Here is a 5,005-nt window from a genome sequence, read left to right as displayed (position 1 = left end):
GTCGCTGAGCAGCTGCTTGCAGAAGGCCAGGCTGTCGTCGGTGAGCCGGCCCACGTCGGCATAGATGTAGAAGGCGCCGTCGGGCGGGGCGATCTTCTCCAGGCCCAGCGACGGCAGCGCCTCGAGCAGGAGCTCGCGGTTGCGGCGATAGGTGGCGACGTGGCCCTCGAGCTCGTCGCGGCAGTCCATGGCGACCAGCGCGGCGTGCTGCGCCAGGGACGGGGCGGTCAGGAACAGAGCTCCCATGTAGGCCACGGCCCGCGAGGCCTCCGTCCGCGGTACGATCAGCCAGCCCAGGCGCCAGCCAGCCATCGAGAAGTACTTCGAGAAGCTGTTCACGATGATCGCGTTGGGCTCGAACTCCAGCATGGAGTGCGTCGGCTCGGCGTAGCTGAGGCCGTGGTAGATCTCGTCGGAGATGATGCGGATGCCGCGCTCGCGGCAGACCTTGGCGATCGCCTCCAGCTCGGCCTGTGGAATGATGGTGCCGGTCGGATTGGCGGGGCTGGCCAGGATCACGCCGGCCGGCGCCGGATCGAGGGCCGCGAGCGTTGCGGCGGTGAGCTGGAAGCGCGTCTCAGGCCCGCACGGAATCTCCAGCGGGACCATGTGCAGCGCCTTCACATTGTTGCGGTAGGCGACGTAGCCCGGCCGGGCCATGGCGATCACGTCGCCCGGCTTGAAGGTGGCCGACAGCGCCAGCACCAGCGCCGGCGAGGCGCCGCAGGTGAGGGTGATCTGGATCGGCTCGATCGCAACGCCGTAGGTCTCGGCATAGTGGCGGCAGATGCGGGCCTTCAGCGGCTCGCTCGACCAGTAGCCCATGGCGTCGCTGTCGAGCACCTGGTGGGCCGCCGCGATCGCCGCCTTGGGCGCGCCGGTCGAGGGCTGACCGAACTCCATGTGGATGATCGAGCGGCCTTCCGCCTTCAGCCGCTGGGCCAGGCCGCTGATGGAGATGGCGTAGAAGGGGTCGATCTGGGCGCTCATGACGGCTGGATACATGCCCGGCGTCAGGCGTCCACGTCCAGAGCGACGGCGATGGCCTCTCTTGACCGCAACGCCCGTCGAGGCGAAGCCGGACGCGAGTTTCGGGGGAGAGCGGCGTTGACGACCATCGCAGCCGGCGCGGGCAGCGCCTCCAACCGCCGCGTGCTGGCGGCCAGCCTGGTGGGCACGGCCGTCGAGTTCTACGACTTCTACATCTACGCCACGGCGGCGGCCCTGGTGTTCCCGCAGCTCTTCTTCCCCAAGTCGTCCGACAGCGCCCAGCTGCTGCAGAGCTATGCGACCTTCGCGGTCGCGTTCTTCGCACGGCCGGTGGGCGCGGCGTTCTTCGGCCACTTCGGCGACCGGATCGGGCGCAAGTCGACCCTGGTGGCGTCCCTGCTGACCATGGGCCTCTCGACCCTGCTGATCGCCTTCCTGCCCAGCTACGCCATGGTGGGCTGGGTGGCTCCCGCCCTCCTCTGCCTGCTGCGGTTCGGCCAAGGCTTCGGGCTGGGCGGCGAGTGGGGCGGCGCGGCGCTGCTGGCGGTGGAGAACGCGCCGCCGGGCTGGAGGGCGCGGTTCGGGATGTTCCCGCAGCTGGGCGCGCCGGTAGGCTTCATCGCCGCCAACGGCCTTTTCCTGCTGCTGGGCCTGGGGCTGTCGCCCGAGGCGTTCGCCGAGTGGGGCTGGCGGCTGCCGTTCCTGGCGAGCGCGATCCTGGTGGGCCTGGGCCTGTGGGTGCGGCTCAAGATCAGCGAGACGCCGGCCTTCCAGAAGGTGCTGGACGAGGCCGAGCCCAGCCACGTGCCGATGGCCGAGGCGATCAAGCGGCACCCCGGCGCGCTGGTCGCCGGCACGTTCGCCGTCGTGGCCTGCTTCGCCATCTTCTACCTCTCGACGGCCTTCGCGCTGGGCTACGGGACGACGAAGCTGGGTTACAGCCGCGAGACGTTCCTGGGCGTGCAGCTGGGCGCGATCGCCTTCCTGGCGGCCGGGATCGTCGCGGCGGGCTACTGGTCGGACGCTGCCAATCCGCGCCGGGTGCTGATGGCGGGCTGCGTCGGCACGGTGGCGGTCGGCGCGCTGATGGGGACCATGATGGGCGCAGGCTCGCTGTCGCTCGTCTGGGCGTGGCTGTCCGTGGCGCTGTTCGCCATGGGCTTCGTGTACGGGCCGCTGGGCGCCTTCCTGCCCAGCCTGTTCCCGCCGCGGGTTCGCTACACCGGCGCGTCCGTGGCGTTCAACGTCGGCGGCATCATCGGCGGCGGCATGGCGCCCATCGCGGCGCAGGCGCTGGCAGACCGCGGCGGTCTGGCCCTGGTGGGCGCGTATCTGGTGGCGGCGGGCGTGCTCAGCCTCGCCGGCCTGTGGTTCTGTCGCCCGACGCATGAGGGCGACGCATAGCCGTCGGCTACGTCAGTTCCGGACGCTTCACACCGGCACGTCGCCGGCCACGGTCGTGCGGTGCATCACCCGCAAGTGGCCATCGTAGCCGCCCTCGGCGAAGTGCATGGTGCAGCGGTTGTCCCACATGAGCACCATCCCGGCCTCCCAGCGGTGGCGGTAGCGATACTTGTCCTGCAGCAGGTGCTTGTAGAGGAAGCCCAGGATCGCGTCGGTCTCCATCTCGGTCAGGCCCTCGACGCCCACCGTGTAGGTGGGGCTGACGAACAGCGACTTGCGGCCGGTGACCGGGTGGGTGCGCACCAGCGGGTGCGGATGGGTCTTATCGGCCTCGGACGAGTAGAGGATCTTCATCGTCCGCTTCTCGGTCTCGCGGGCGAAGAGGCCCTGGGCGCCGTAGGGCCGCGTCGCCGAGTGGATGGCGCGTAGCGGCGCCAGCATCGACTTCATGGTGGGCGACAGGTCGTCGTAGGCCGTGGCCGCGTCGACGAAGAGGGTGTCGCCGCCCACCGGTGGGACCACCTCCGAGCGCAGGATCGTGGCCGCCGGCGGGGCGGGCTGGAAGCTCCAGTCCGAGTGCCAGCCGCCGCCGAAGTTGGGCGCCTTCTCGTCAGGCTCGCGGCGCAGCTCCAGCACGTTGGGCCGGCCGGGCATGGGCGCGATGAACGGGTCGTCCCCGAACGGGCCCATCTGCAGGGTGAAGGCCTCGAGCTCGTCCAGGCTGAGCGGCTGGTCCGGGAACGACAGGACCGCGTGCCTGGCCCAGGCGTCGCGGACGGCGGCCATCACCGCTGGCGCGAGGGGCTTCGACAGGTCGAGGCCCGTCACCTCCGCGCCGAAGCCGCTCTCCTCGGGCTTAACCCGGATCGCATTCGCCGCCGCGCCGTCCGCCATCACGATCCTCCCCTGGTTCTCAGGCGCCGAGCGCGCGGGTGTAGGTGGCCAGGTCGAAGTAGTCGCGCCAGACCCTGATCTTGCCGTCCTGCATTTCGAACACCCCGCAGCAGGGCAGGTCCACACGTTTGTCGCCCAGGCGGGTGCGGTCCAGCCGCTCGGCGATGACCACGTCGCCCGCCTCGACGATGTTGAGGACGTCCCACTCGGTCGCCGTCCAGTCCTTGGCGAAGCCGGCGATGAACGCCTGCACGGCGGCGCGGCCGGCCACAGGCCGGGCCGGCATGTTGTGGTAGACTCCGTCCTCGGTGAAGAAGCCGGCCAGTTCGGCGGCGTCCAGCCGGGACCAGGCGGCAATGAAGTTGCGGACGATGTCTGCGTTGCGGGCCAAACCGGCTCCCTCCCCTTCCCCTGGGGCGCCCTCGTCTCGACCGGGGCGCTCCTTCATTCCTGGATGAAACACCCGTTTGCGTACGCGACGGCAAGCCTGTAATCGAACCCCGCTATGGCCGCTTTCGACACCACCGAAGACAAGCTGATCACGCTGACCCCAGACACGGAGGTCGACGTGCGATCGACGTTCGGCGTCGACTTCGACATGAAGGCGCCGGCCTTCACCGAGCGTGACCCGCACGTGCCGGACATCGATCCGGCCTATCAGTTCGACCCCGAGACCACGCGGGCGATCGTCGCCGGCTTCGCGTACGACCGGCGCGTCATGGTCCAGGGCTATCACGGCACCGGCAAGTCCACCCACATCGAGCAGGTGGCCGCCCACCTGAACTGGCCGCTGATCCGGGTAAACCTGGACAGCCACGTGAGCCGGATCGACCTGGTCGGCAAGGACGCCATCGTGCTCAAGGACGGCATGCAGGTCACCGAGTTCCGGGAAGGCATGCTGCCCTGGGCCATCCAGCGGCCGATCGCGCTGGTGTTCGACGAGTACGACGCCGGCCGCCCGGACGTGATGTTCGTGATCCAGCGGGTGCTGGAGGCGCAGGGCAAACTGACGCTGCTCGACCAGAACCGCGTCATCCGGCCGAACCCCTGGTTCCGCCTGTTCTCGACGACCAACACCATCGGCCTGGGCGACACGACCGGCCTCTACCACGGCACGCAGCAGATCAACCAAGGCCAGATGGACCGCTGGTCGATCGTCACCACGCTCAACTACCTGAGCCACGACGTGGAAGCCGAGATCGTGCTGGCCAAGGCGCCGAACTACCAGACGGCCGAGGGCAAGCGGACGATCAACGCCATGGTGCGGGTCGCCGACATGACCCGGAACGCCTTCATGAACGGCGACATCTCCACGGTCATGAGCCCGCGCACGGTGATCACCTGGGCGCAGAACGCCGAGATCTTCGGCGGCGACATCGGCCTGGCGTTCCGCATGACGTTCCTGAACAAGTGCGACGAGCTGGAGCGCGGCACGGTCGCCGAGTTCTACCAGCGCGCCTTCGGCCAGGACCTGCCGGAAAGCACGGCCCGGGTGCGGGTGGCGTAAAGCGCCAACCGGCGGCGCCCTCGCGCGCCGCAGGCGCTGTCATGATTGCCCGCGGAAGCACGCGGAAGCACGCGGAAGGGCGCCGGGCCTGGCGAGGCGCCGGGCTCGTTCTGCTCTTTCCGCGTCCTTCCGCGTGTTTCCGCGGGCCATTGAAGGGGCGCTGCGCGCCGTCAGCCGGTGTCGGAGAGAGGGACCGGCGGGTCGTCGGTG

Annotated in this window: 5 protein-coding genes; 2 read left to right on the top strand and 3 right to left on the bottom strand. The window is 69.6% G+C overall.

Annotated features, from left to right (window positions below; translation table 11 throughout):
* On the bottom strand, positions 1–990 hold a 990-nt coding region (locus VGD44_RS25470; RefSeq protein WP_331091420.1), incomplete at its 3' end, for a pyridoxal phosphate-dependent aminotransferase.
* Between the two features lie 117 nt (positions 991–1,107).
* Here VGD44_RS25470 and VGD44_RS25465 point away from each other — a divergent pair.
* A complete protein-coding gene (locus VGD44_RS25465; RefSeq protein WP_331091418.1) occupies positions 1,108–2,394 on the top strand; it encodes an MFS transporter in 1,287 nt (428 codons plus the stop codon).
* Positions 2,395–2,421: 27 nt separating this feature from the next.
* On the opposite strand, the gene VGD44_RS25460 is transcribed toward VGD44_RS25465, so the two are convergent.
* Both VGD44_RS25460 and VGD44_RS25455 read right to left on the bottom strand, forming a co-directional pair.
* Positions 2,422–3,288 (bottom strand): TauD/TfdA family dioxygenase, encoded by an 867-nt coding sequence (locus VGD44_RS25460; protein ID WP_331091416.1) that lies wholly within the window; start codon positions 3,286–3,288, stop codon positions 2,422–2,424.
* A gap of 19 nt (positions 3,289–3,307) precedes the next feature.
* A complete protein-coding gene (locus tag VGD44_RS25455; protein WP_331091414.1) occupies positions 3,308–3,679 on the bottom strand; it encodes a limonene-1,2-epoxide hydrolase family protein in 372 nt (123 codons plus the stop codon).
* 114 nt (positions 3,680–3,793) lie between these two features.
* Here VGD44_RS25455 and cobS point away from each other — a divergent pair, with 114 nt between their 5' ends.
* The gene (gene cobS / locus VGD44_RS25450; protein ID WP_331091412.1) at positions 3,794–4,795 is read left to right on the top strand and encodes a cobaltochelatase subunit CobS; all 1,002 of its coding nucleotides are present in this window, start codon (positions 3,794–3,796) and stop codon (positions 4,793–4,795) included.
* The last annotated feature ends 210 nt before the right edge of the window (positions 4,796–5,005 follow it).

The organism is Phenylobacterium sp., assembly GCF_036402295.1.
Taxonomy (GTDB): domain Bacteria; phylum Pseudomonadota; class Alphaproteobacteria; order Caulobacterales; family Caulobacteraceae; genus Phenylobacterium.
The sequence above is the reverse complement of the archived record's forward strand: the minus strand, read 5'-3'. Positions and strand labels throughout refer to the sequence as shown.